This is a genomic window from Pseudomonas sp. LBUM1678 (assembly GCF_059695575.1).
Genome location: NZ_CP166775.1, coordinates 418,605 through 444,637 on the forward strand (window position 1 = coordinate 418,605; position 26,033 = coordinate 444,637).

21 protein-coding genes are annotated in these 26,033 nt (G+C 61.6%); 6 read left to right on the plus strand and 15 right to left on the minus strand.

Annotated elements, in window-relative coordinates; translation table 11 throughout:
* The first annotated feature begins 6 nt into the window (after positions 1–6).
* The 4 genes from ACA070_RS01945 to hemE all read left to right on the plus strand — a co-directional run bounded on the left by ACA070_RS01945 (position 7) and on the right by hemE (position 9,176).
* Positions 7–1,614, plus strand: a complete 1,608-nt coding sequence (locus ACA070_RS01945) for an SPOR domain-containing protein (RefSeq protein ID WP_497449820.1) — start codon at positions 7–9, stop codon at positions 1,612–1,614.
* A 350-nt stretch (positions 1,615–1,964) separates the two neighbouring features.
* A complete protein-coding gene (gene gltB, locus ACA070_RS01950) occupies positions 1,965–6,410 on the plus strand; it encodes a glutamate synthase large subunit (protein ID WP_497449821.1) in 4,446 nt (1,481 codons plus the stop codon).
* Between the two features lie 33 nt (positions 6,411–6,443).
* The gene (locus ACA070_RS01955; protein WP_109627581.1) at positions 6,444–7,862 is read left to right on the plus strand and encodes an FAD-dependent oxidoreductase; all 1,419 of its coding nucleotides are present in this window, start codon (positions 6,444–6,446) and stop codon (positions 7,860–7,862) included.
* 246 nt (positions 7,863–8,108) lie between these two features.
* Positions 8,109–9,176 (plus strand): uroporphyrinogen decarboxylase, encoded by a 1,068-nt coding sequence (gene hemE / locus ACA070_RS01960; protein WP_497449822.1) that lies wholly within the window; start codon positions 8,109–8,111, stop codon positions 9,174–9,176.
* A gap of 172 nt (positions 9,177–9,348) precedes the next feature.
* On the opposite strand, the gene ACA070_RS01965 is transcribed toward hemE, so the two are convergent.
* A complete protein-coding gene (locus ACA070_RS01965; protein WP_497451898.1) occupies positions 9,349–10,572 on the minus strand; it encodes an MFS transporter in 1,224 nt (407 codons plus the stop codon).
* A 166-nt stretch (positions 10,573–10,738) separates the two neighbouring features.
* Here ACA070_RS01965 and ACA070_RS01970 point away from each other — a divergent pair, with 166 nt between their 5' ends.
* Complete coding sequence (locus ACA070_RS01970; protein WP_497449823.1) at positions 10,739–11,635, plus strand: LysR family transcriptional regulator; 897 nt, start codon at positions 10,739–10,741, stop codon at positions 11,633–11,635.
* Positions 11,636–11,721: 86 nt separating this feature from the next.
* Positions 11,722–12,105: a type II toxin-antitoxin system PemK/MazF family toxin gene (locus ACA070_RS01975; protein WP_497449824.1), complete on the plus strand. Its 384-nt coding sequence runs from the start codon at positions 11,722–11,724 to the stop codon at positions 12,103–12,105.
* Positions 12,106–12,313: 208 nt separating this feature from the next.
* Here ACA070_RS01975 and ACA070_RS01980 read toward each other — a convergent pair whose 3' ends face one another.
* From ACA070_RS01980 to ACA070_RS02045, 14 genes are read right to left on the minus strand one after another with little or no spacing between them, the layout of a single operon-like run.
* Positions 12,314–12,760 (minus strand): excinuclease, encoded by a 447-nt coding sequence (locus ACA070_RS01980; protein WP_497449825.1) that lies wholly within the window; start codon positions 12,758–12,760, stop codon positions 12,314–12,316.
* A gap of 29 nt (positions 12,761–12,789) precedes the next feature.
* Entirely contained in the window at positions 12,790–14,016 is a 1,227-nt protein-coding gene (locus ACA070_RS01985) for a beta-ketoacyl-ACP synthase (RefSeq protein ID WP_497449826.1), read from the minus strand.
* Positions 14,016–14,744, minus strand: coding sequence for a 3-oxoacyl-ACP reductase FabG (gene fabG / locus ACA070_RS01990; RefSeq protein ID WP_462028909.1), 729 nt, complete (start codon positions 14,742–14,744; stop codon positions 14,016–14,018). Before fabG ends, ACA070_RS01985 begins: the two co-directional genes overlap by 1 nt.
* Positions 14,744–15,202 (minus strand): hotdog family protein, encoded by a 459-nt coding sequence (locus ACA070_RS01995; RefSeq protein ID WP_438660486.1) that lies wholly within the window; start codon positions 15,200–15,202, stop codon positions 14,744–14,746. Before ACA070_RS01995 ends, fabG begins: the two co-directional genes overlap by 1 nt.
* Positions 15,199–16,395, minus strand: a complete 1,197-nt coding sequence (locus ACA070_RS02000; RefSeq protein ID WP_497449827.1) for a beta-ketoacyl-[acyl-carrier-protein] synthase family protein — start codon at positions 16,393–16,395, stop codon at positions 15,199–15,201. Before ACA070_RS02000 ends, ACA070_RS01995 begins: the two co-directional genes overlap by 4 nt.
* Positions 16,392–16,874: a hypothetical protein gene (locus ACA070_RS02005; RefSeq protein ID WP_497449828.1), complete on the minus strand. Its 483-nt coding sequence runs from the start codon at positions 16,872–16,874 to the stop codon at positions 16,392–16,394. The genes ACA070_RS02000 and ACA070_RS02005 overlap by 4 nt, the downstream gene beginning before the upstream one ends.
* Positions 16,871–18,118 (minus strand): NAD(P)/FAD-dependent oxidoreductase, encoded by a 1,248-nt coding sequence (locus ACA070_RS02010; RefSeq protein ID WP_497449829.1) that lies wholly within the window; start codon positions 18,116–18,118, stop codon positions 16,871–16,873. Before ACA070_RS02010 ends, ACA070_RS02005 begins: the two co-directional genes overlap by 4 nt.
* Positions 18,105–19,265 (minus strand): cation:proton antiporter, encoded by a 1,161-nt coding sequence (locus ACA070_RS02015; protein WP_497449830.1) that lies wholly within the window; start codon positions 19,263–19,265, stop codon positions 18,105–18,107. Before ACA070_RS02015 ends, ACA070_RS02010 begins: the two co-directional genes overlap by 14 nt.
* On the minus strand, positions 19,262–21,601 hold the full coding sequence (locus ACA070_RS02020; RefSeq protein WP_497449831.1) for an MMPL family transporter: 2,340 nt from the start codon (positions 21,599–21,601) through the stop codon (positions 19,262–19,264). Before ACA070_RS02020 ends, ACA070_RS02015 begins: the two co-directional genes overlap by 4 nt.
* Entirely contained in the window at positions 21,585–22,325 is a 741-nt protein-coding gene (locus ACA070_RS02025) for an outer membrane lipoprotein carrier protein LolA (protein WP_497449832.1), read from the minus strand. Before ACA070_RS02025 ends, ACA070_RS02020 begins: the two co-directional genes overlap by 17 nt.
* Positions 22,322–22,747 carry an acyl-CoA thioesterase gene (locus tag ACA070_RS02030; protein WP_497449833.1) on the minus strand — a complete coding sequence of 142 codons (426 nt, stop codon included), beginning with the start codon at positions 22,745–22,747 and terminating at the stop codon, positions 22,322–22,324. The genes ACA070_RS02025 and ACA070_RS02030 overlap by 4 nt, the downstream gene beginning before the upstream one ends.
* Entirely contained in the window at positions 22,740–24,284 is a 1,545-nt protein-coding gene (locus ACA070_RS02035) for an HAL/PAL/TAL family ammonia-lyase (protein WP_497449834.1), read from the minus strand. The genes ACA070_RS02030 and ACA070_RS02035 overlap by 8 nt, the downstream gene beginning before the upstream one ends.
* Entirely contained in the window at positions 24,265–25,212 is a 948-nt protein-coding gene (locus ACA070_RS02040) for a lysophospholipid acyltransferase family protein (RefSeq protein ID WP_497449835.1), read from the minus strand. Before ACA070_RS02040 ends, ACA070_RS02035 begins: the two co-directional genes overlap by 20 nt.
* A complete protein-coding gene (locus ACA070_RS02045; protein ID WP_497449836.1) occupies positions 25,209–25,943 on the minus strand; it encodes a glycosyltransferase family 2 protein in 735 nt (244 codons plus the stop codon). The genes ACA070_RS02040 and ACA070_RS02045 overlap by 4 nt, the downstream gene beginning before the upstream one ends.
* Between the last annotated feature and the right edge of the window lie 90 nt (positions 25,944–26,033).

Here is a 26,033-nt window from a genome sequence, read left to right on the forward strand (position 1 = left end):
ATCCCGATGACTAGTTTGCATGCCGACGAGGCTTTCCTCGGCCATTACCAGTTGAGTCATGACCCTTTTGCTCCACGGGTGCCTGGCTTCAAATTCTTCCCGGCCCAGCGCAAACCGGTGCTGGGGCAACTGCATCACCTGGCACGCTACAGCCAGTTGCTGCTGGTGGTCACCGGCCCGCAAGGCAGTGGCAAGACCCTGTTGCGCCAGGCCCTGGTGGCCAGTACGAACAAGCAGTCGGTGCAGAGCGTGGTGGTTTCCGCCCGTGGCGCTGGCGATGCTGCCGGCGTGCTGCGTCAGGTGGCTCAGGCATTGAACGTCGCCCAGGCAGAGGTCAATGCGATTCTGTCGCAGGTCGTGCAACTGGCGCTGACCGGGCAGGAAGTCTATTTGCTGGTGGATGACGCCGAGCAACTCGACGAATCCGCGCTGGAGGCCTTGCTGGCCCTGGCTGCCGGTGCACCGGAAGGTCGTCCGCATGTGTTCCTGTTCGGTGAGTCCTCGCTGATTGCGCAACTGGACGCGCTGAGCCTCGAGGAAGAGCGTTTCCACGTCATCGAGTTGCAGCCTTACACCGAGGAAGAAACTCGCGAATACCTGGACCAGCGTCTCGAAGGCGCCGGCCGGGGTATCGAACTTTTCACCGCAGATCAGATCTCTGATATTCACGAAAGCTCCGACGGCTGGCCTGGCACCATCAACCAGGTTGCCCGCGATGCGATGATCGAAGCCATGATTGCCAGCCGCTCTGCGGTTAAGCGTCCAAGTATGGGGTTCAACATGCCGAAGAAACACGTATTGGCGATTTCCGCCGTCGTCGTGGTCGCGGTAGCCGCCGCCTGGTTGATGCCGGGTCGCAGCAAAGCACCGACCACCGGCGCGCCTGCCAACGAACAGGCGCAACTGCCGCTCGGCCAAGGCACGCCACAACCTAGCAGTGGCGGTGCTCCTGCCGTCGAATTCGCCGGTAATTCGCAACCGATGCCATTGCCGCTGGTCGGCAACTCGCAACCGGTCATGCGCGGTCCTCTGGCCGAAGCGGCCGGTGGCATCACCGAAGGCGACGACGGTGTGCCGGTCGAGGGCTCCAGCGCTACACCGCCAACCGTGACCACCACCGCGCCGCCTGCGGGCATCCAGCCTGGCCCTGCGCCGACGCCTGCCGCCAAACCGGTGCCCGCACCGACTCAGGTCGCCACAGCCAAGCCAGTCCCGACTGCGCCAGCCGTGAAGCCGGCCCCGGCCCCAGCGCCAGCCAAGCCTGCCGTCGTGGCCACCGCCAAGCCTGCCGAAAAACCAGCCACTGCCGCTGTTGCGAAAGGCGCCGGTGGTGCCTGGTACGCCGGGCAACCGACGAGCAACTACGTGGTGCAGATCCTCGGCACCAGCTCCGAAGCGAGTGCGCAAACCTTCGTCAAAGAGCAGGGCGGCGAGTACCGTTATTTCAAGAAAGTCCTCAACGGCAAGCCGCTTTACGTCATCACTTACGGTAACTTCGCCAACCGTGATGCAGCCCTTACCGCCATCAAGGCCTTGCCAGCGAAGGTTCAGGCTGGTAAACCTTGGCCTCGCACTGTCGCCAGCGTCCAACAGGAACTGGCAACAACTCGCTGAAGATTCGGCGGCCTTACCCAGGCCGCCTCTCCAAGCACCTCAAAATTTCTGCAAGCGCATGCCGCCTCTCCAGGCCGCGTGCCTTGTGGTGTCTGCGTCACAGTAGTCTTTGAGTCGTTGCGGTCAAAATTAAAAAAGTTTTGACTAGCACAGCAGATCGCTTTAAACCTTTCACAAATGCGACATAGATTTGCGACAGTTCGTCGTCAAATTTGTGAGCCTCTGTGTCGCTGTGTACAATGACCACCCTTTTGCCCCCGCTAAGCCGGCGTACGTTCGGCGCGGATCGCAAGTGGTTGAATTGAAAAGAAATTTGCCTCGGAAAGAGGCAGCCTGGTGAGAAAGTGTCTATGAAAGCAGGTCTGTACCAACCAGATGAATTCAAGGATAACTGCGGTTTCGGCCTGATAGCCCATATGCAGGGCGAGCCCAGTCATACCCTTTTGCAAACGGCCATCGAGGCCCTGACCTGCATGACCCACCGCGGTGGGATCAACGCCGACGGCAAGACCGGTGACGGTTGCGGTCTGCTGATTCAAAAGCCGGATGTGTTCCTGCGAGCGATCGCCCAGGAAACCTTTGGCGTCGAACTGCCCAAGCAATATGCCGTGGGCATGGTCTTCTTCAACCAGGACCCGGTCAAAGCCGAAGCCGCTCGCGAGAACATGAACCGCGAGATCCTGGCGGCCGGCCTGCAACTCGTCGGCTGGCGCAAAGTGCCGATCGACACCAGCGTCCTCGGCCGCCTGGCCCTGGAGCGCCTGCCGCAGATCGAACAGGTGTACATCGGCGGTGAAGGCCTGAGCGATCAGGACATGGCGATCAAGCTGTTCACCTCTCGTCGTCGCTCGTCCGTGGCCAACGCCGCCGACACCGATCACTACATCTGCAGCTTTTCGCACAAGACCATTATTTATAAAGGCCTGATGATGCCGGCGGATCTGTCCGCCTTCTATCCAGACCTCAGCGACCAGCGCCTGCAAACTTCGATTTGCGTGTTCCACCAGCGCTTCTCCACCAACACCCTGCCGAAATGGCCGCTGGCTCAGCCGTTCCGCTTCCTCGCCCACAACGGCGAAATCAACACCATCACCGGTAACCGTAACTGGGCCGTGGCCCGTCGTACCAAGTTCACCAACGATCTGATGGATCTGGAAGAGCTCGGCCCGTTGGTCAACCGCGTCGGTTCCGACTCCTCCAGCATGGACAACATGCTTGAGCTGATGGTCACCGGTGGCATCGACCTGTTCCGTGGCGTGCGGATGATTATTCCGCCTGCGTGGCAGAACGTCGAAACCATGGACCCGGATCTGCGTGCGTTCTACGAATACAACTCGATGCACATGGAACCGTGGGACGGCCCGGCCGGCGTGGTAATGACCGACGGTCGTTACGCGGTGTGCCTGCTCGACCGTAACGGCCTGCGTCCTGCGCGTTGGGTCACGACCAAGAACGGTTTCATCACCCTGGCCTCGGAAATCGGTGTCTGGAACTACCAGCCTGAAGACGTGATCGCCAAGGGCCGGGTTGGCCCGGGTCAGATCTTTGCCGTGGACACCGAAACCGGTCAGATCCTCGACACCGACGCCATCGACAACCGCTTGAAGTCGCGTCATCCGTACAAGCAATGGCTGCGCAAGAATGCCCTGCGCATCCAGGCGACCATGGAAGACAACGACCACGGTTCGGCTTTCTACGACGTCGACCAGCTGAAGCAGTACATGAAGATGTACCAGGTCACATTCGAAGAACGTGACCAAGTGCTGCGTCCGCTCGGCGAACAAGGCTACGAAGCCGTCGGCTCGATGGGCGACGATACGCCGATGGCCGTGCTGTCCCAGCGCGTGCGCACGCCGTACGACTATTTCCGCCAGCAGTTCGCGCAGGTCACTAACCCGCCGATCGACCCGCTGCGTGAAGCCATCGTCATGTCGCTGGAGATCTGCCTCGGTGCCGAGCGCAACATCTTCCAGGAGTCGCCGGAACACGCCTCACGCGTGATCCTCAGCTCGCCGGTCATTTCCCCGGCCAAGTGGCGCTCGCTGATGAACCTCAATCGCCCGGGCTTCGAGCGCGCGATCATCGACCTCAACTACGACGAAAGCGTCGGCCTCGAAGCGGCCATCCGCAACGTTGCCGATCAGGCTGAAGAAGCCGTGCGCTCCGGTCGCACCCAGGTTGTGCTGAGTGACCGTCACATTGCCCCGGGCAAGTTGCCGATCCACGCTTCGCTCGCGACCGGCGCTGTGCACCATCGCCTGACCGAGAAAGGCCTGCGTTGCGACTCCAACATCCTCGTGGAAACCGCCACCGCTCGCGACCCGCATCACTTTGCGGTGCTGATCGGTTTCGGCGCCTCGGCGGTCTATCCGTTCCTGGCCTACGAAGTGTTGGGCGACCTGATCCGTACCGGTGAAGTGCTGGGCGACCTCTATGAGGTGTTCAAGAACTACCGCAAAGGCATCACCAAGGGCCTGCTGAAGATCCTGTCGAAGATGGGCATCTCGACCATCACCTCGTACCGCGGTGCGCAGCTGTTCGAAGCCATCGGCCTGTCCGAAGAAGTTTGCGAGCTGAGCTTCCGTGGCGTGCCGAGCCGCATCAAGGGTGCGCGTTTCGTCGACATCGAAGCCGAGCAGAAAGCCCTGGCCGCAGAAGCCTGGAGTCCGCGCAAGCCGATCCAGCAGGGCGGTCTGCTGAAGTTCGTCCACGGTGGCGAATATCACGCGTACAACCCGGATGTGGTCAACACCCTGCAAGCCGCTGTGCAGCAGGGCGACTACAGTAAGTTCAAGGAATACACGGCCCTGGTCGACAACCGTCCGGTGTCGATGATCCGCGATTTGTTCAAGGTCAAGACCCTGGACACGCCGCTGGACATGAGCGAGATCGAACCGCTGGAATCGGTGCTCAAGCGCTTTGACTCCGCCGGCATCTCCCTCGGCGCCCTGTCGCCGGAAGCTCACGAAGCCCTGGCCGAAGCCATGAACCGCCTCGGTGCGCGTTCCAACTCCGGCGAAGGCGGCGAAGACCCGGCGCGTTACGGCACCATCAAGAGCTCGAAAATCAAGCAAGTCGCCACCGGTCGTTTCGGTGTCACCCCGGAATACCTGGTCAACGCTGAAGTGCTGCAGATCAAGGTCGCCCAGGGCGCCAAGCCCGGCGAAGGTGGTCAGCTGCCAGGTGGCAAGGTCAACGGTCTGATCGCCAAGCTGCGTTACGCAGTGCCGGGCGTGACCCTGATTTCGCCACCGCCGCACCACGACATCTACTCGATCGAAGACTTGTCGCAGCTGATTTTCGACCTGAAACAAGTCAACCCGAAGGCGCTGGTCTCGGTGAAGCTGGTAGCAGAAGCAGGCGTCGGCACCATCGCCGCCGGCGTGGCCAAGGCCTACGCGGACTTGATCACCATCTCCGGCTACGACGGCGGTACCGGTGCATCGCCGCTGACCTCGATCAAATACGCGGGCGCTCCGTGGGAACTCGGCCTGGCCGAAACCCACCAGACCCTGCGCGGCAACGACCTGCGCGGCAAAGTCCGGGTGCAGACCGACGGCGGCCTGAAAACCGGCCTCGACGTGATCAAGGCAGCGATCCTCGGCGCTGAAAGCTTCGGCTTCGGCACCGCGCCAATGATCGCCCTGGGTTGCAAATACCTGCGCATCTGCCACCTGAACAACTGCGCCACCGGCGTCGCGACTCAGAACGAGAAGCTTCGCAAGGATCACTACATCGGGACCGTCGACATGGTGGTGAATTTCTTCACCTACGTCGCCGAAGAAACCCGTGAGTGGCTGGCCAAGCTCGGCGTGCGCTCCCTCGAAGAGCTGATCGGTCGTACCGATCTGCTGGACATCCTCGAAGGCCAGACCGCCAAGCAGAATCACCTGGACCTGACCCCGTTGCTCGGCAGCGATCACATCCCGGCAGACAAGCCTCAGTTCTGCCAGGTTGAGCGCAACCCGCCGTTCGACAAAGGCCTGCTGGCCGAGAAAATGGTCGACATGGCCACCTCGGCCATCAACGACATGAGCGGCGCCGATTTCGCCCTGGACATCTGCAACTGCGACCGTTCGATCGGCGCGCGGATCTCCGGTGAAATCGCTCGCAAGCACGGCAACCAAGGCATGGCGAATGCGCCGATCACCTTCCGCTTCAAAGGGACGGCCGGTCAGAGCTTCGGCGTGTGGAACGCCGGCGGCCTGAACATGTACCTGGAAGGCGACGCCAACGACTACGTCGGCAAAGGCATGACCGGCGGCAAGCTGGTCATCGTTCCGCCGAAGGGCAGCGTCTACAAGACTCAGGACAGTGCCATCATCGGTAACACCTGCCTGTATGGCGCCACGGGCGGCAAGCTGTTCGCTGCCGGTACCGCGGGCGAGCGTTTCGCGGTGCGTAACTCCGGTGCTCACACCGTGGTGGAAGGCACTGGCGATCACTGCTGCGAGTACATGACCGGTGGTTTCGTCTGCGTGTTGGGCAAGACCGGTTACAACTTCGGCTCAGGCATGACCGGCGGTTTCGCCTACGTGCTCGACCAGGACAACAGCTTCGTTGACCGGGTCAACCACGAACTGGTGGAAATCCAGCGGATCAGCGGTGAGGCGATGGAAGCCTATCGCAGCCACCTGCAACGCGTGCTGAACGAATACGTCGAGGAAACCGACAGCGAGTGGGGCCGTAACCTCGCTGAAAACCTCGACGACTATCTGCGTCGTTTCTGGCTGGTCAAGCCCAAGGCTGCCAACCTGAAATCGTTGCTTTCCAGCACCCGTGCCAACCCGCAGTGATATGCGCCAGAAGAGTTTGATGAGGTTTTAACAATGGCTGAACGTCTGAATAACGACTTCCAGTTCATCGACGTCGGGCGCAAAGATCCGAAGAAGAAACTGTTGCGTCAACGCAAGAAAGAGTTCGTGGAGATCTACGAACCCTTCAAACCCCAGCATTCGGCCGATCAGGCCCACCGCTGCCTGGGTTGCGGTAACCCGTATTGCGAATGGAAGTGCCCGGTGCACAACTTCATTCCGAACTGGCTGAAGCTGGTGGCCGAGGGCAACATCCTCCAGGCCGCCGAGCTGTCGCACCAGACCAACACCCTGCCGGAAGTGTGCGGCCGGGTGTGCCCGCAGGATCGTCTGTGCGAGGGTGCCTGCACCCTTAACGACGGCTTCGGTGCGGTGACCATTGGTTCGGTCGAGAAGTACATCACCGACACCGCGTTCGCCATGGGCTGGCGCCCGGACATGTCCAAGGTCATACCGACTGGCAAGCGTGTCGCGATCATCGGCGCAGGCCCGGCTGGCCTCGGTTGTGCCGATGTATTGGTGCGCGGCGGCGTGACCCCGGTGGTGTTCGACAAGAACCCGGAAATCGGTGGTCTGCTGACCTTCGGCATCCCCGAGTTCAAGCTGGAAAAGACCGTGCTGAGCAATCGTCGCGAAGTCTTCACCGGCATGGGCATCGAGTTCCGCCTGAACACCGAAGTGGGCAAGGACGTGACCGTCGAGCAACTGCTCGAAGAATACGATGCCGTGTTCATGGGCATGGGCACCTACACCTACATGAAGGGCGGCTTTGCCGGTGAGGACCTGCCGGGCGTGCATGACGCGCTGGACTTCCTGATCGCCAACGTCAACCGCAACCTGGGCTTTGAAAAGTCGCCGGAAGATTTCGTCGACATGAAAGGCAAGAAGGTTGTGGTACTGGGCGGCGGCGACACGGCGATGGACTGCAACCGTACGTCGATCCGCCAGGGCGCCAAGTCGGTGACCTGCGCCTATCGTCGTGACGAAGCGAACATGCCGGGCTCGCGCAAAGAGGTGAAGAACGCCAAGGAAGAAGGCGTGAAGTTCCTCTACAACCGCCAGCCGATCGCCATTGTCGGTGAAGACAAGGTCGAAGGCGTGAAGGTGGTCGAGACCCGTCTCGGCGAACCGGACGCCCGTGGCCGTCGCAGCCCAGAGCCGATCCCGGGCTCCGAAGAGATCATCCCGGCCGACGCCGTGGTCATCGCGTTCGGTTTCCGTCCGAGCCCGGCGTCGTGGTTCGAACAGCACAGCATCCAGACCGACAGCCAGGGCCGCGTTGTGGCCCCGGAGCAAGGTCAGTACAAGCACCAGACCAGCAACCCGAAAATCTTCGCCGGTGGCGATATGGTTCGCGGTTCTGACCTGGTGGTGACGGCGATCTTCGAAGGCCGAAATGCGGCTGAAGGGATCCTGGATTACCTGGGCGTCTAAACCCGGTTTGAAGTTGCACCGCAATACCTGTGGGAGCTGGCCTGCCAGCGATAGCATCACCTCGGTCTGCCTGACAAACCGAGGTGATGCTATCGCCGGCAGGCCAGCTCCCACAGTGTTGTGTGGTGCTGCAAAGTCTGCATTTCATTGCGACAAATTGACCCGATAGACAAAAGGTGCGGCGCTTGCCGTGCCTTTTGCGCCCGGCTCTGAGAAAATGCCCGCACTTTTTTTCCGGATGCCGACATGACTGCCCTGAAGAACGACCGTTTCCTTCGCGCCCTGCTCAAGCAACCCGTAGACGTCACGCCGGTATGGATGATGCGTCAGGCCGGTCGCTACCTGCCTGAATATCGCGCCAGCCGTGCCAAGGCCGGCGACTTCATGAGCCTGTGCATGAACCCGGAGTTCGCTTGCGAAGTCACGATGCAGCCGCTCGACCGCTATCCACAACTGGACGCGGCGATACTGTTCTCCGACATCCTCACCATCCCCGATGCCATGGGCCAAGGCCTGTACTTCGAAACCGGTGAAGGTCCGCGCTTCAAGAAAGTCGTCAGCACGATGGCCGACATCGAAGCCCTGCCGATTCCCGATCCGCAGAAAGACCTCGGCTACGTCATGGATGCGGTCAGCACCATCCGCCGCGAACTGAACGGTCGCGTTCCGCTGATCGGCTTCTCCGGCAGTCCGTGGACCCTGGCCACCTACATGGTCGAAGGCGGCTCGTCGAAAGACTTCCGCAAGACCAAGGCCATGCTCTACGACAACCCGCAAGCCATGCACCTGCTGCTCGACAAGCTCGCGCAGTCGGTCACCAGCTACCTCAACGGCCAGATCATGGCCGGTGCGCAAGCGGTGCAGATCTTCGACACCTGGGGCGGCAACCTCTCGGCGGCGGCGTACCAGGAATTCTCCCTGGCCTACATGCGCAAAATCGTCAGCGGCCTGATCCGCGAGCACGAAGGCCGCAAAGTGCCGGTCATCCTGTTCACCAAAAATGGCGGCCTGTGGCTGGAAAGCATCGCCGACGCTGGCGCTGATGCCCTTGGCCTGGACTGGACTTGCGACATTGGCGAAGCCCGCCAGCGCGTCGGCAACAAAGTCGCCCTGCAAGGCAACATGGACCCGACCGTTCTCTACGCGAAACCAGAAGCCATTCGCACCGAAGTCGGCCGGATCCTCGCCAGTTACGGCAAGGGCAGCGGCCACGTGTTCAACCTCGGCCATGGCATCACGCCTGAAGTCGACCCGGAACACGCGGGTGCGTTCATGCGCGCCGTGCATGAACTGTCGGCGCAGTATCACGAGTGATCGTCGCCCAATAAAAAACGCCCGGCTTTTGCCGGGTGTTTTTGTTTGAGATACCAGATCGTACGCGGTCAGTGTGGGAGTGAGCCTGCTCGCGATGAGGCCATAACATTCAACATCAATGTTGCCTGTTACGCCGCCATCGCGAGCAGGCTCGCTCCCACAGGGATTGGTGTCAGGCTTTGACGCCACCTAACGGCGGCAACTTCGCCAGCTTCAACGCCACCAGCAGCGCAATCACCAGCAACGCGCCAATGAACAATCCGATCCCGTTCCACCCGCCCAAGTGCCAGAACACCCCGCCCGCCGTCCCCGCAATACTCGACCCTGCGTAATAGCTGAACAGGTACAGCGACGACGCCTGCCCCTTGGCCTTGATCGCCCGACGCCCAATCCAGCTGCTGGCCACCGAGTGCGCGCCAAAGAAGCCGAAGGTGAAGATCAGCATGCCGATAATCACCACCGGCAGCGGCGTGAACATGGTCAGGGCAAGGCCGGCGAGCATCAGCACAATCGTCGCCCAAAGCACTTTGCGCCGGCCCAGTTGATCGGCCAAAGAGCCGATTTTTGCCGAGCTGTAGATGCCCGACAAGTACACCACCGACAGCAGCCCGACGAAGACCTGGTCCATGTGGTACGGCTCGGCCAGCAAGCGATAGCCGATGTAGTTGAACAGCGTGACGAACGCGCCCATCAGCACAAAGGCTTCGAGGAACAGCAGCGGCAGACCGGCGTCGCGAAAGTGCATGGTGAAGCCGTCGAGCAGGCTGCGCGGGTGCAGCGAGCGAGCGCGGAAGTTGCGTGATTCGGGGAGGATTTTCCAGAACACCGTCGCGGCGATCAGCGCCAGCCCGCCAATCACCAGCATCGCGGTGTGCCAGCTGACGAAGTCGATCAACACACCAGTGATCAAGCGGCCGCTCATCCCGCCAATCGCGTTGCCACCGATGTACAACCCCATTGCCAGACCGATGTGCTGCGGGTGGATTTCTTCGCTCAGGTACGTCATGGCGACCGCCGCCAGGCCGCTCAACGACAACCCGATCAATGCACGCATCACCAGCACGCCCTGCCAGCTCGGCATCATCGCGCTGGCCATGGTGCACAGCGCGGCGGCGAACAGCGCCGCGACCATCACCGGTTTGCGCCCGACACGGTCGGAGATCGGACCGGTGATCAGCAGGCCGATGGCGAGCATCCCGGTGGCCACCGACAGGATCAGGCTGCTCTGCGCCGCGTTGATCGAGTACTCGTGAGACAGCAGCGGCATCATCGGCTGCACGCAGTAGAGCAGGGCGAAGGTCGCGAAGCCGCCGGAGAACAGCGCCAGCACCGTGCGCATGAACATCGGTGTGCCTTTCTCGATATAGATCTCTTTCAATTCGGCGACAACATCCACCGCAGCGGGCGGAACTTCATGGGCAAGGGGGGCGACAGCAGTTTTCACTTCGAACCTCGGAGGGCGCAGCCGGTCAGGCAATGAAAAAAGCATATAGCTGCCTAATGATTCAATCCAATATATTGTTCGACCTGTTTGATAGGTTTTACGACCTAATGGAGTTTTCATGGAATTGCGTCACTTGCGCTACTTCATCGCCGTCGCCGAAGAACTGCACTTCGGCCGCGCTGCCCAAGTGCTGGGCATCTCGCAACCGCCACTGAGCCAGCAGATTCAGGCGCTGGAGCAAGAGGTTGGCGCGCGGCTGTTCGAGCGCACCAATCGTCGGGTCGAGCTTAGCGAAGCCGGTCGGCTGTTTCTGGAAGAGGCGCGACTGGTGCTGGCGCAGGTCGACAAAGCGGCGGATGTGGCTCGGCGTGCGCAACTGGGTGAGCTGGGCGAGCTGAAAATCGGCTTCACTTCATCGGCACCTTTCAACTCAACCATTCCCCAGGCGATTTTTTCGTTCCGCCAGCGCTTCCCCGCGGTGCATTTGAATCTGCGGGAAATGAGCAGCACACAAGTGGCCGATGCGCTGGTCGATGAGTCGATCGAAGTCGGCATCATGCGACCACTCGGGTTGCCGGATTCCCTCAGCGTCGTGGAATTGATGCGTGAGCCGCTGGTGGCGGTGCTCAGCTCCAAACATCCGCTGGTCAACGGCAGTGAAGAAGGGTTGTTCCTGTCGGCATTGGCCCTCGAACCGTTCGTATTTTTCCCACGCAGTTATGGCAGTGGTTTGTACGCACAGTTGCTCAGCCTGGCCCGGGATGCCGGCTTCAGCCCGCACTTCGCGCAAGAGGCTGGCGAAGCGATGACGATTATCGGGTTAGTGGCGGCGGGGTTGGGCGTGTCGGTGCTGCCGGCGTCCTATCAGCGGATGCGCATTGACGGCGTGGTGTACCGGCCGCTGCTCGATCCGGAGGCGGTGTCGGCGGTGTGGCTGGTGCAGCGCAAGGACCAGAAATCGCCGATGGCCAAGGCGTTTGTGGAGTTGTTGACGAGAAAGGTTGATCGGGCTTGAGTGCAGGGACACTTAAAGTAACGGATCCGGTTTAGTGATTTCCTCGGATGTTGAGCAAAATCGATTTCTTTCGATGAGTGCCATGGATGCCACTTCTATATCAACCGAGGGAAGGCAGCGTGCTGATTTGTGATTTCAGGGGGTTTGAAGTTCCCGAGATGATCAAAGTCAGGCCTGTTGTCGTGATACGCAAACACAAAACCAACAGCTTACTCGTGACAGTTGTGCCTCTGAGCACCACTGCTCCGGATCGTGTACTTGACCATCATCTGGAGCTTCAAAGTCATCTCCAGGGTGCCAGTCCAGTCTGCTGGGCGAAATGCGATATGGTTGCGACAGTAAGTCTCTCCAGACTGGACCGAATCAAAAGTCGAGACCGTCAGGGGAAGCGTGTTTATGTTATTTCACAACTTGAAACAGATGAGTTTTACGCAATAAAAGTGGCGGTGCGCAATGCTCTTGGCTTGTGATGGCATTGGAAGTGGCGCAGTCAGGCGAATGGCCAGTGGTTGCCCCTGTTTCGGTTTCACGCAATACTCCTCCCGTTCCCGAAAGGGGCTTGTGAGACTCTGAGGATCCTGGGCAACCAGCCATCGCAGAGCCAGACAGGTACAGGGCGATGACAAGCCGACCTGTTTGTGAAGGGGCGCCGAAAGGCGCCCTTTGTCGTTTCTAGTGTTACTGAACCTTCACCAAATCCCCTTTCAACGCAACACCCGCCATGATCGCCCCCGCGTGGCATTCATAGTTCTTGGCGTCTTTACGCTCATTGCTCTTGTAGAAGCTGACAATGTTGGTCACCGCATTAGCCCCGGTGCTCTTGGCCGCCTGGAACAAGCTGATGATTGCCGATTGCGCGACCCATTCGCAGGCCACTTCGTCAGACTTGTTGAAGGCGTTGGTTTTCTTGTTGGTCACGGAACCGGCGCTGATGACGGTGACGTTGCCGGCCGGGGTGTTGCCGGCCAGGTAGAACTTCACGCTGCCATCGATTTTTCCGGTGCGGGTGGCTTCGGCGACGGCTTTGTCGAAGGGCAGGTACACCGGCGTGTCACGGGCCTGGCTGACGGCCGGGAGGGCGCAGATCAGCAGGGTGGCGGCGGCAGCGAGTTTCTTGAAGTGCATGGAGGTCTCCTTGACCCGGATTAATTTGGTTACGACCAGCGACGGAAAATCAACGAGGTGTTGACGCCACCAAAGGCGAAATTGTTGTTCATCACGTACTCATTACTCATCTGGCGGAACTCGCCGCGCAGGTAGTCGAGCTTGCCGCAATGCGGATCGACCTCGTCGAGGTTGAACGTGTGCACGTACGAATCGCGGTTCATCATTTCGATGCTGAACCAGGACTCCAGCGCACCGCAGGCGCCCAGGGTGTGACCGAGGAAGCTCTTCTGCGAACTGATCGGCATGTGCTCGCCGAACAACGCGCTGGTGGCCAGTGTTTCGGCAATGTCGCCCTGTTCTGTAGCCGTGCCGTGACCGTTTACGTAGCCGATATCTGACGGTTGTAGCCCGGCGTCTTCCAGCGCCAGTTCCATGGCCCGGCGCATGGTGACCTGCTCTGGGCGGGTGGTGTGCTGGCCGTCGGCGTTGCTGCCGAAACCGACGAGTTCGGCATGAATGTGCGCGCCGCGTGCCAACGCATGTTCGAGCTCTTCGAGCACCAGCATGCCGCCGCCTTCACCGATCACCAGGCCATCGCGGTCTTTGTCGTAAGGGCGCGGGCTGGTTTGCGGGGCATCGTTTTTCAGACTGGTGGCGTAGAGCGCGTCGAAGACCATGGCTTCGGTCGGGCAGAGTTCTTCGGCGCCACCGGCAAGCATCAGCGGCAGGCGGCCGAACTTGATGGATTCGTAGGCGTAGCCGATGCCCTGGCTGCCGCTGGTGCAGGCGCTGGACGTCGGGATCAGTCGACCGGTGAGGCCGAAGAAGATGCTGATGTTCGCTGCGGTGGTGTGCGGCATCATCCGCACGTAAGAGTTGGCGTTCAGGCCCTCGGCCACCGAGTTGAGCAGCATGTTGCCGAACGCCTTGATCTCGTCGGTGCTGCCGGTGGACGAGCCGCAGGCGACGCCCATGCGCCCGTCCTTGATCGACGGGTCACCCAACAGTCCGGCGTCGGCCAGCGCCTGTTCTGACGCGCCGACGGCCAAGCGCGAAACCCGGCCCATGCTGCGCAGTTGCTTGCGGGTCCAGTGGCTCGGGACCTTGAAGTCGTCGATGGGCCCGGCCAGGCGCGTGTTGAGTTCGGTGAACCGATCCCACTCGTCCATCCGGCGAATGCCGCTGCGGTTGGCCGCGAAGTGGCCGGCGATGGTGGCCCAGTCGCTGCCCAGTGAAGTGATGCCGGCCATGCCGGTGACGACGACGCGCTTCATCAGCACAGGCCTCCGTTGACGGCCAGAACCTGCCGGGTGATGTACGACGCTTCCGCCGACATCAGGAAATTCACCGCGCTGGCGACCTCTTCCGGGGTGCCCATGCGCTGTGCGGGAATCATTTTCATCAGTTCTTCCACCGGCACGTTTTCGTCGAGCATGGCTGTGTCGATCAGGCCGGGTGCGACACAGTTGACGGTGATTTTGCGCTTGCCCAGTTCGATCGCCAGCGCTTTCGCCGCGCCGATCAAACCAGCCTTGGAGGCGCTGTAGTTGACTTGGCCACGATTGCCGATCAACCCGGAGACCGAGGTGATGCAAACGATTCGTCCGGCAGCACGACGCCGGATCATCGGCATCATCACGGGGTGCAGCACGTTGTAGAAACCGTCGAGGTTGGTACGCATCACCACATCCCAATCATCCTCGCTCAGCGCCGGAAAAGCACCGTCGCGCGTCAGGCCGGCGTTCAGCACCACGCCGTAATAGGCGCCGTGAGCTTCCACGTCGGCTTCGAGGATGGCTTTGCAGCTGGCGCGGTCGGAGACGTCGAATTGCAAAATTCGAGCGTTGCGTCCCAGCGCCTGGATTTCGCCTTGAACAGTGATGGCGTCGGCCAGACCGCTGCGGCAATGCAAGACGATGTCATGCCCGGCCTGGGCCAGACGCAATGCGATGGCGCGGCCGATGCCACGGCTGGAACCGGTGACCAGTACGGACTCAGTCATCACTGGGCTCCTTGGGATTCATGAAGGTATTGAGCGGCCTGAGGCGGGCGGAACACGTTCAGGCGGGCGGTGGCGTGAATGCCGGGCGCGTTGATGTGGCATTCGAACACGCCCATGCCGTTGTCGTCTTCCAGCGAGCGCAGCCCGTGGATGGTCAGCTCGGTGCCCGCGGGGAAGTGCTCCACGTTGCATTCGAATTTGCGGGTGCCGAGCAGAAACCCCAGCGCCACCGCATCACCGCGCTGGCGCGCATGGCAACCGGCGTAGGCGGCGACACTCTGGGCCATCAGTTCGATGCCGACCCACGCCGGCAGGCTGCCGTCGGGACGGTTGAACAGGCCACCGGGCTTGACGGTGAGGCGGGTGTGAATCTGCTCGTCATCGAACGCCAGGATCTGATCGATGAGGATCATGTCGCCAGCGTGCGGCAGCAGTTCGGCGAGCGGCCAGTCAATCATGGGGCGTCTCCGATAATCAGGCTGACGTTGTTGCCACCGAAGGCAAAGGAATTGCTCATCAGATAGCGAGGTGCAATGGACGTCAGGCGATCGGCCGGGGTCACCCATTGCAAGGCCGGCAAGTCGGGGTCGGGCTGACCGTCCCAGACGTGGGGCGGCAGGGCATGCTCGTGGTTGCCTGTGCTCAGGCTCAACCAGCAGAACGCTGCTTCCAGGGCGCCGGCCGCGCCGAGCGTATGTCCGGTCATCGGTTTGGTCGAAGAGCAGGGCACGCTGTGCGGGAACAGGGCCGAGACCGCCAGGCTTTCCATTGCGTCGTTGTGTTGGGTGGCGGTGCCGTGCAGGTTCAGGTAGCCGATTTGTCCGGGCTGCAAATGCGCGCGGTTGAGGGCTTTGGTCATCGCTTGCAGGGCACCTCGGCCGGTCGGCTCCGGCGCCGAGATATGGTGCGCATCGGAACTGGCGCCGCTGCCGAGCAGGGCAATCGGTTGGCTGTCGCCGGCCTTTTTGCTCATCAGAAACAGCACGGCGGCTTCGCCGATATTGATGCCGTTGCGGTTGGCTGAAAACGGATTGCAACGCTGCTCGGACACCGCTTCCAGCGCCGAAAAGCCGTTGAGGGTCAGCTTGCACAAACTGTCGACGCCGCCGCACAAGACCGCGTCGCAGAGCCCCAGATCCAGCAGGCGTTGGGCACTCATCAGCGCCCGGGCGCTGGAGGTGCAAGCGGTCGAGATTACATACGCCGGGCCGCTCAATTGCAGCCAGTCGGCGAGGAAGTTGGCCGGCGCGCCGAGCTCTTGCTGCTGATAGTCGTAGTCGGCGGGGAATTCATGTTCACGGATGTAATGGGCCAGGCCACGGCTGGCCTCATCGATGCCGGATGTGCTGGTACCCAGAATCACACCGATTCGATCACGGCCGTAAGTCTGGATCGCTTGATCAATCTCGTCGCGAATTTGCAGCGCGGCTTCCAGCAGCAATTGGTTGTTGCGGCTGCTTTGCGCTGCCAGTTGTGCCGGGATCGGCGCCAGTTCGCCACGCACCGCCGCCACCGGCAACGACCGCTCCAGCACCCAGCCGGACTCGCTGCGCATGCCGGAGCAATCGCCGGCAAACAGGTTGCGCGCGACTTCCTGTTTGTCGCGACCCAGGGCACAGATCACCCCGAGGGCATTCAGGTAAGCGGTCATGGCGTTTCACCGCTCAGAGGCGTGACCAGGTACTTCGGACCTTTAGGCAGGTTCAACTCAAATCTCAGAGGTTGCAAGTAATGTACGTCCCAGCGAGCGGGCAGGGAACGTTGCGATCCATGTTGCCAGGCGTCGGGGTAGCTGCCCTGCAATTCGCTTTGCGGGGTCAGCGCGAACAGTAATGCGGCGAACAATTCCCGGGCTTCCGGATTCGGCGGCAACAGGCCGTCGGCTTGCCACTGGCCATCGATCAGTTTCTGGCGTGCCTGCGGAATGCCCAGCAAGTCCATCATCGACCAGCGAATGCCAGGGCCTTCACGCGCAATCACCAGCACCCAGTCCTGACGCTGATCAGCCAGTAAGCGCTGAAGGTGCAATTGCTGCGGCAACGGCAGGTTTTCGGTTTGCCCAGGCAGCGGCGCCTGGCTGGCGCAAGCGCTCAGCAGCAAGAGGCAACCCAGAAGCAGGGAACGGATCATGTGACATCTCTTGCGCAGAGTTCCGACAACACACGCAGCCGACGCTTGGGTTCGCTGACGAACGGATTGCGCTCGTCCCAGGCGTAACCGGCGAGGATTGCACTGATCATACGGCGGATATCCGCTGAGCTGCCCGGATGGTAGATCACATCCTGGAAGGTCCCGGCGTACCAGCCTTCGACGTAGCAGCGGAACGTGTCGACGCCGCGCTTGAGCGGGGCGGCGAACTCGGTCTGCCAGTCGACGCTTTCACCTTGCAGTTGCCGGTGCAAAACGCTGGCGGCCATGCTGGCCGAGCGCATGGCGATGGTCACGCCGGAGGAGAACACCGGGTCGAGGAATTCTGCGGCGTTGCCGAGCAGCGCAAAGCCCGGGCCGTGCAAGGTTTTGACGTTGGCCGAGTAGCCGCCGATGGTCCGCGCCGGCGTGTCCCACACGGCATTTTTCAGGACGCCGGCCAGGCTTGGAGTTTCAGCGATGAAGCCGCGCAGGCACTCGTCCAGATTCTCCATACGGCCTTCAAAATGTTCGGCGGCCGCGACCACGCCCACCGAGCACCGGCCGTTGCTGAACGGGATGGTCCAGAACCAGATGTCGCGATGGGTCGGATGGGTGGTGATGAGGATTTTTTCTCGCTCGAAGGTCGGGCTGTCGATATGGTCTTCGATGTGGGTGAACACGGCCTGGCGCACCGGGAAGTTCGACGGCGCCTCAAGGTCCAGCAAGCGTGGCAGCACGCGACCGTAGCCGCTGGCATCGAGCACGAAATCGGCTTCGACGCGGTACTGGCTACCGTCTTCGCGCAGCACATCGAGCTGTGGTTTTACCAGGTTGAAATCGGCGTTGACGATGGCTTCGCCATAGCGAACTTCCACGCCTTGCAGCGCAGCCTGATCGGCCAGCAGTTTGTCGAAATCGGCGCGCTGGACCTGGAAAGTGGTCGGCTTGCCGTTGCTGAACGTGTCGCCGAAATCAAAGGCGCTGTAGTGCTCGCCCCAGGCGAACGCGGCGCCGTTTTTCAACTGGAACCCGGCGGCGTTCACGGCTTCGAGCATGCCGGCCTCTTCGACGAAATCCAGGCAGTGCGACAACAGGCTTTCACCGATGGAAAACCTTGGGAAGTGCTGGCGCTCGATCATCAGCACGTCGTGCCCTTTGCGCTTGAGCAGCGCGGCGGCAATGGCACCCGAAGGACCCGCGCCGATGACAACAACCTGGCGACGTTCCATTTCAACTGTTGGCACGGGGGCTCCTTGCCGGGGCGGCGATATTCAAAGGGGATTGGTGCATGCCGGCGAGTGCCGGCAGCAGTGTAGCGATCAGGCCCATCACCATCAGCGCAAAGTACAGCGCCGGGCTGATGAGTTGTTGTTGCAGCAGCAGGTTGAGAAAGATGATCTCACTCAAACCGCGAATATTCAGCAGCAGGCTTTCGCGCCAGCGACTGGCGCCTTCAAACGACGCGCCCGCCCAGCCGAGGCCGAGCCAGTTGCCCAGCAGTTTGCTGGCAATCGGCAACAGCAGCAGCGCCGCCAATTGCACCCAACCGAGACTGGCCATCGCAGCGTGGACATTGATCTGCACGATGCCGAAGGTGAGGATCAGCGGAATGGCGATCCATGTCTGTAAGCGGCTCATCCAGATCGCCGGTAACGGCAACACCAGTGGCACTTTCAGCGCGGCCATGCACAGCAGATATCCGATGCCGAAAATCAGTGCGTTGAGCTTGAAGTGTTCGGCGACCACCAGCAGCGCGAAGAAGCAGCCGGTGTGCAGCAACGGTTGCCGCAACCCGAGCAGGCGCAGGAGCAGAGGCAGGCAGGCGCCAGCCAGCGGCAGCAGCAGACTGCTCACGTGCAGGCTGCCTTGAGCGAAGCCGAACAGCGTCCAGCACGTCAGGTCGATGAGAATTGCGGTTTGCACCAGGCGCCGGGTTGCGTCGGGTGGGTAGTTGATGTGTCGCAGGTACAAAAACAACACCGGAATGGCGGTGATGGCGAACACCAGGCCGACCGCCAGCGAACTGATCCACGGTTGCGGCGGCAACAGCCAGACCGACGTGACGAGCCCGCAGGCGAACGGAATACAGAAACTCGGCAGGGCGATTTTCAGGCTCTGGCGATCCAGCCGCAGGTCGATCACATCGCTGAGGATGTTTCCCAGCAACAAGGCAAAACCGAGGCTGTAGAGGTTTTTCAGCCACACCGGCGAAATCAGTTCGGCACCACTGAGTTGCCAGCCCGGCTCGATCCAGAAGTACATCAGCAACGGCAGGCCGAAGGTCGCCAGCAGCAACTGGCTAACAATCGGGATCAGCCCAAAGTGCCTGCCCACACGGGTGGCCACGGCGAACATCGCCAGGGCCATCAGCCAAAACAAGGCGATCATCATGCTGCCCGCTCCGCGACGGTGGCGGCATGCACTTGGCGTCCGGCCCACGGCGCAAGGATGAAGCTGAAGGCCAGGCCCAGGCTCACCGACAGACCGAAGTTGCTCACCGCCGGCGTGCTGGACACCGCCAGCAAACCGAATGACAGCCATGTGGTCACTGCGGCCAGCAAGGTGCCCAGCAGGCTCACGGCGCCGCCGCCGACCTGTTCGCGCATGAGGATCGCGTAATCGACGCTGATCGCCGTCACCAGCAACAGGCCGAACAGGCTGAACAGGGTCAGCGGTTGGCCCATCCAGCCAAGGCTGGCGAGGCTGCACAGGGCGGCGAGCAAGGGCAGCGAAACAATGCGCAGCGCACCACCGAAGCCAAAGGGCAGGATCAGCACCAGCACGATCAACACGCAGGAGGCGAGTTTAAGCTCCGCCGCGCTGATCTGAGTCGCCGCGAAAACGCTGTTCAATTCACCGAGGCGGTCGACCAGTTCGACGCCCGGCAAGTCCAGCGCCTGAACCTGCAACAGCGCAGGATCGTTCAGACCTTGCAGGCTGACCATTGCCGCTACGCCGTCATCGGTCGGTCCCAGCCACAGAGTGCGATAAGGTTCCGCCAGCGGACCGACCAGCGATGCGTCGATGTCTTCGACGGGCAGCGCCTGCAACGTTGCAAGCTCGGACTGCAGTGCTTCTGCCGGTACACCGAGGTCGAGCAAGGGCTGCCAGAACTGCGGCAACTTGCTCAATGCGTCGCGCACTTTGCGCTGATCGCTCGGTTGGCTGACCAGTTGATTCAGCGACAGGTAACCCTGGAGTTTTTCCAGGTTGACCAACTGATCCAGCCGCTCGCTCAGCGCGGTCTGGCGCTCGAGCAGTTCCTGCTGATTGGCCGCGCGCACCAGGAAGAACTGGCTGGTCGGCTGATAGCCGGTGATGCGCGCAATGGTCCGGGCTTCGTCGGTCAATTGCTGGGGGGCGCCGATCCACTGACGGATATCGTTTTTGCTCTCGAGCTGCAGCAAGCCGCCGACACAGAAAGCAATCAGCAGCGCCAGCAACACCGGCGTACTCACGTGTTTGAGCAGCGCTTCACGCAGGTTAAGCAAGCACTCGCAGACACGCAGCGGCCAGCGCGCCGGTCGCAGGTTCACGCCCTTGAGCAGCGCAGGTAGCAAGCACACCGCAGACAGGTAGGCGCCGAGCAGGCCGGCGGCGGAGAACACGGCAATCTGGGTCAGGGCCGGGAACGGCGTCCAGGCCAGGGCCAGGTAGCCGATGCAACTGGTGATCAGGCTCAGCGTAAGGCCCGGTAGGGTCAGGCGTAACGCCGGCCAACTGTTCCAGGGTTTCAGGCTCCAGCTTTTCGACAGGTAATGCAGCGGGTAATCCACGGCAACGCCGATCAGGCTCGAACCGAGCACCAACGTCATCACATGCATGTGACCGAACAGCGCCACGCACGCCACCGCACCAAACAGCATGCCCACCAGCACTGGAACGAAAGCCAGCAAGACACGCCAGCGCCGGAAGGCCAGCAACAGCAGCAACAGAATGCCCACAGTGGCGCCGCCACCGACCCATGTCATCTCGCGGGTGGCCTGTCGCTGACCATTGGCCGCATAGAGCAAACCGCTGGCGGCGAGCAGTTGCACGTCGGCCTGAGCCGCTTCTTCGCGGCTGTGTTCGAGCAGGTCAGCCACTTGCAGCGGCAGGCTCATGTCGAAGGCGTTGCCCGTGGTTTTTGCCCGCAGCAACACCCAACTCTTGCCGTCGGCATCGGCGACCAGCGCACCGCTGCCGATGTCCAGTTGCACGGCGCCGTGTTGCGGCTGGCTGTTCTGGATACGTCCGGTCAGGCCCAGCCAGTCATCCTGGCTCGGCACCAGACTGAAACCGGTGAAAGGGTCGAACAGCGCTTGCACGCGCTGCTGGATAAAGGCGTCGGGGTGCTCGATCAGTTGCTGCCGGTCCAGCGCCGAGAGCATTGCCAGTCGGCCTTGCAGCAGTTGCGTGCGCAGCGCGGGCAAGTCGGCTTGCAGGTTCCACTGAACCTTCTCGAACAAACCGCTGGCCTGCCACTGCTCGCCCAGTTTCTGCGCCATGGCGATGGCCTGCGGGCGATCCTTATGGCCAACCAGCACCAGCATTTCGCGGTTCAGCGGTTCTTGCATGCGTTGTTCGGCGCGCAGTTCCAGCGCGTCCGGCGCCGTGCCCGGCACCAGTTCCATCAGGTTGGCCGACAGCGGTGCACCGTCGCGCCATTGCCAACCGGCGAGCGCGAGCACCGCCAGCAGCAGGATCAGAAACAGCCACGGAAGCCTGCGTTCACTCGGCAAAGTCATGTTGCTCCGCGTCGCTCAACGGTTGGGTGCTGGTGCTGTCCTGCATGCGCAAAAGGGTGCTGTCGCCCTGGGTTTCCAGCAGTTCGATGCTGTGCACCAATTCGCTGCCGGTGATGTTGATCTGGTTGAACACTTGCTTGAGCAGCATCGAGCGTGGGGTCAGTGTCAGTTTCCAGTTTTGCGCGTCGCCGCTCAGAGCAAGCTCGAAGTCCCGTTGCAACCCGCTGCTGTCACCTTGCAGCACGGCGAGGAACAAACGGTTTTGCTCGGCACCGGCGCTCTTGCTCGGGAGCATTTGCCAGCCATGGGCGTCACGTCGGGCAATGCCTTTGGCGCTGATGCGGTAATCCTGTTGCAGCGGGGTTTTCAACAACCACAGCAAACCGTGGTTTTTAGCGAGGACGAACGTGCCCTTGCTGGTCAGCGGCTTGGGCAATGCGCGCAGGTGTTTTTCCTGGATGAACTTGCCGTGGATCACATCGGGTTTGGCCAGTTGATCGCTCAACTGCTGCAAATCGAACGCCTGCGCCAACGAAGAAAAACCCAGCGCCACCACGAACAGGTAGCAGCTGCCGAGCCCGCGAGGCTGCGTTCGGCGGCGAAGCCGTCGTAAAACCTGTGCTTGCGGTGCATCAGGAGAAACGCTGGGCGATTGCTGCGCCCGAGCGCGGACCGATCGACGCAGGCTTCGCCAGCTGCTACAGAGGGCTTTAAGCAAGTTCATGCCAGCATCCTTTCAACGGCATCGGTGAAGATCTTCGGTGAGGCCAACTGCATTTCGCGGCTGGCCATGTCGACGGCGACCTGTACGGAGCTGGCGCGGGTCAAGCGCTCACCGGTTTGCAGATCGCTGATCAGGTAATTGATCTTCAGACGGTTCTCCCACTCCACCAGATTGGCGCGCACATTCAGCTTCTGACCGAACACCGCGCCGTGCACATAACGCAATTGCAGGTCGATCACCGGCCATGCGTAACCCGACTCGACCATCGCCGTGTAGTTGTGGCCGATCTTGTCCAGCAGCGCACAACGGGCGACTTCCAGGTATTTGACGTAATGGCCGTGCCAAACCACGTTCATGGTGTCGACGTCAAAGAACGGCACGAGGATTTCCGTATCGGTGTGAAGCACTCCCTTGCTACGCATGCAGCCTCCAGTGTTGCTCGGCGATACGCTTGAGGCACAGGCGCAATTCGCCTTCCAGTGCACGGTCTTCGATGACCGGCGGGAAGTCCTTGGCCAACGCTTCGTGCATGGCCGCCAACGCTGGCGGTAGTGGACGCGCGTCCTCAGCCTTGCTGCGCAGCCATACGCCTTGGTTGGCGGCGAGCAGGGTGGCGGCGGCGACTTGTTCAGTCAGCTCCAGCACGCGGATTGCATCGCGGGCGGCGATGGTGCCCATGCTCACCTTGTCCTGGTTGTGGCATTCGGTGGAGCGCGAGAAGACGCTGGCCGGCATGGTGTTTTTCAGCGCTTCGGCGGTCCAGGCGCTGGTGCCGATCTGCACAGCCTTGAAGCCGTGATTGAGCATCGCGCGGTCGGCCGTGGCGCCGGACAAATTGCTCGGCAAGCCATGGTTGTAACGCTCGTCCACCAGCAGCGCGAGTTGGCGATCCAGCAGATCGGCCACGTTGGCTACCAGGTTTTTCAGGCTGTCCATGGCGAATGCAATATGACCGCCGTAGAAGTGCCCGCCGTGCAGCACGCGTTCGGCTTCGGCATCGATGATCGGGTTGTCGTTGGCGCTGTTGAGCTCGATTTCGATGAACGAGCGCAGCCAGTTCAGGCTGTCGGCCAAGACGCCGAGGACATGCGGCGCGCAACGCAGCGAGTAACGGTCTTGCAGGCGATGCAGCGGAGCGGTCGGCGCGTCGATCGCCAGATCTTTGCGCAACCACGCGGCGACTTGCATCTGCCCCGGATGCGGTTTGGCGGCAAACAGGCGCTCGTCGAAGTGCTCGGGATTGCCCTGCAGAGCGACCACGTTCAGCGCAGTGATGCGGGTGGCCAGTTGCAGCAGGTAATCGGCGCGGGTGTAGGCCAGGCAGGCAAGGCCGGTCATCACGGCGGTGCCGTTCATCAACGCCAGCGCTTCTTTCGGGCGCAGCACCAGCGGTGTCCAGCCGAGCTCGCGATGGACATCGGCTGCTAGCCGGCGCTCACCCCGGAACATCACTTCGCGCTCGCCGGACAAGGTCGCGGCGACGTAGGACAGTGGCGTCAGATCACCGCTGGCGCCCACTGAACCTTCCTCCGGAATCAGCGGCAGGATGTCGTGTTCGAGAAACGCTTGAAGGCGCTCCAGCAGTTCCACGCGCACCCCGGACACGCCGTGGCACAGCGACTGCAACCGCGCGGCCAGCACCGCGCGAGTGGCTTGGGCGTCGAGCAGTTTGCCCAGGCCGCAGCCGTGGAAGGTGTACAGATGACGGGGCAACGCCTCGACGTGATGCAGCGGCACCGCGACCACGCAGGAGTCGCCGTAACCGGTGGTCACGCCATAGATCACGCCTTCCTTGTCCAGCAGGGAATCGAGGAATCGCGCGCCCTTGGCGATGCGCTCACGGTACGCAGGGTCGCTTTGCAACTGCGTCGGCACCTGACGGTTGGCCGCGGCCAGCACGTCTTCGATGCGCAAAGGGAGTTCGCCGAAGGTTACCGGCTCAAGCGTTGGCGTCGTCATCGGTCTTCCAGAAAGGGTAAAAGTTGAACCATTGTTGGGGCGCTTCGAGGCAATAGTGACCCAGGCGTTCGGCGTAGCGCGAAGCCCACTGATGAATGACCTGTTCGCGGTCGCTGCGTTTCCACGCCACGGCTTCGGTAAACGGTTCGAGGGTCACTCGATATTGGCCTGTCGGTTTCTTCAGGCACATCAGCAGATGGATCGGGCATTTCAGCAGGCCGGCGAGCAACCACGGCCCTTGAGGAAACGCGGCCTGATGACCGAGGAAGTCCACGGTCACGCTGCGCCCGCCATGCAGGGGGACGCGGTCGCCGGCAATCGCCAGCCACTCGCCGCGCTCCAGGCGTTCATGCAGTTGCAGCATGATCACAGGGTCCAGCTCACTGACCTGAATCAGCCGCAGATTGGTTGCACCGGCTTCACCCAGCAAGCGGTTGAATTGCTCGGCGTGCTTGGTGTGCACCAGCACGTTCATGGTGACTTTCTCACCGATTTCCGCCAGTGCGCGACAGACTTCGAGATTGCCCAAATGCGCGCCTACCAGCATCTGCCCGCGCGTGCCGCGCAGCTGAGTGCGCAGCAGCGCCGGGTCGACGATTTCGATGTGGTCGATGCTCAGCTTGCCGTTCCACACGTCGAGTTTGTCGAGCATCGAATCGGCGAAGGCCATGAACTGGCCGAACACTCGCCAGTGGGTCGGACGCAATTCAGGCCGGGCACTCCAGTCCGCGAGGCGCTGCTGGTATTGCCAGGCGCTGCGGCGGGCGCTGCGACCGAACAGGAAAAAGTACAGGACGATGCCGTACAGCACCGGACTCAGCAGCCGCCGGCCCAGCACTTTGGCGCCGAAGGCGGTGAGCTTCATCAGCCAGAAACTGCCGCGCTCCTGACGGTCGGCCCAGTGTTCTTTATCCACGTTGCTGCTCATGCTCGCCACCGCCGCCAGAGGATCACCGGCGCCCGCAGCAACATGCCGAAGAACAGCCGGGTGTGCATGCTCGAAATCAGCACATTGTCGTGGAACATACGGAAATGCGAGACACCGTCCAGCGGGTAATGGACCTTGGTCGGCAGCCACTGCATCGGCAGATTGCGCCAGGCCAGCCGCACGAGGATGTCCGAGTCGAAATCCATGCGCTTGCCGATCTTCGCCGAGTCGATCAGCGCCAGGGTCGGTGGCAATGGGTAAACGCGGAAACCGCACATGGAATCGCGGATCTGCAATGAAAGCGTGTTGATCCACACCATGACGTGCGTCAGGTAGCGGGCGTACAAACGGCCTTTCGGCACACTGGCGTCGTATTGCGGATAGCCGCAGATCACCGCGTCGGGATGAGCGCGTGATTGTTCGATGAACGTCGCGACATCTTGCAGGTCGTGTTGGCCATCGGCGTCCACCTGCAAGGCGTGGCTGAAGCCCAGGCGCGAGGCTTCACGCAACCCGGTCATGATCGCACCGCCCTTGCCTTGATTGGTGGCGAGGCGGATCAGGTTGACCATCTCACGCCGGGCCAGTTGGTCGAGTACTCTGGCGCAGGGTTGATCGCTGGCATCGTCCACCAGAATGCACGGCAGGCCACTGGCGATCAGCGCGTCGACCACCGTGGTAACCGCGGTTTCGTGGTTGTAGACCGGGATGATTGCGCAGGGGTTATGCATACCGGTCACACCTCGCCGTTGTAGCAGCTGGCGAAGCCTGCGTTCGGCCGCGAAGCGGTCGTAAACCGGTATTTGCGATCTGTCAGAAGA